We start from the raw sequence: 463 nt of genomic DNA, 5'->3' as shown, positions 1-463 counted from the left end.
AGAAAGAAGCGTGATGGCAACTACTCGTAGAAGAAGTCACCCTTCTAGCTTTAAAATTGATGATCTCGGGTTTAGAATTGCTAGAAGCAAGACTAAATCAATACGTGACAAACTAAAATAAAAAAGTGGAATCATCTCTTTTAAGACAGAGAAATTCCTTCGTTAAAATGATGCAGTTTTCTGGGAGGCTATATGGCACAACATGAACATACAATCCTTATAACAGGCGAAGAACCAATAATATTGACAGAAATTAATGGGATTTGGGAATAACACATGTGGTGTTTTATACTAAAAAAATTTAGTGTTATTATAATGGATAATTTTCACAATGAAACACTACGTAGCTAGATATCAGAAACCTGCCGTTGTAGCAAAATTCATTTACTATAATACCATTTTCAAAATCGAGACAAAAATGCCTATGGAAATTTTTGTCAGAACTATTTGGAGTTGAGAAACC

Source organism: Sphingobacterium sp. UBA7249 (assembly GCF_002472835.1).
In the GTDB taxonomy this organism is placed as follows: Bacteria; Bacteroidota; Bacteroidia; order Sphingobacteriales; family Sphingobacteriaceae; genus Sphingobacterium; species Sphingobacterium prati.
This window is presented reverse-complemented; position numbering follows the sequence as displayed.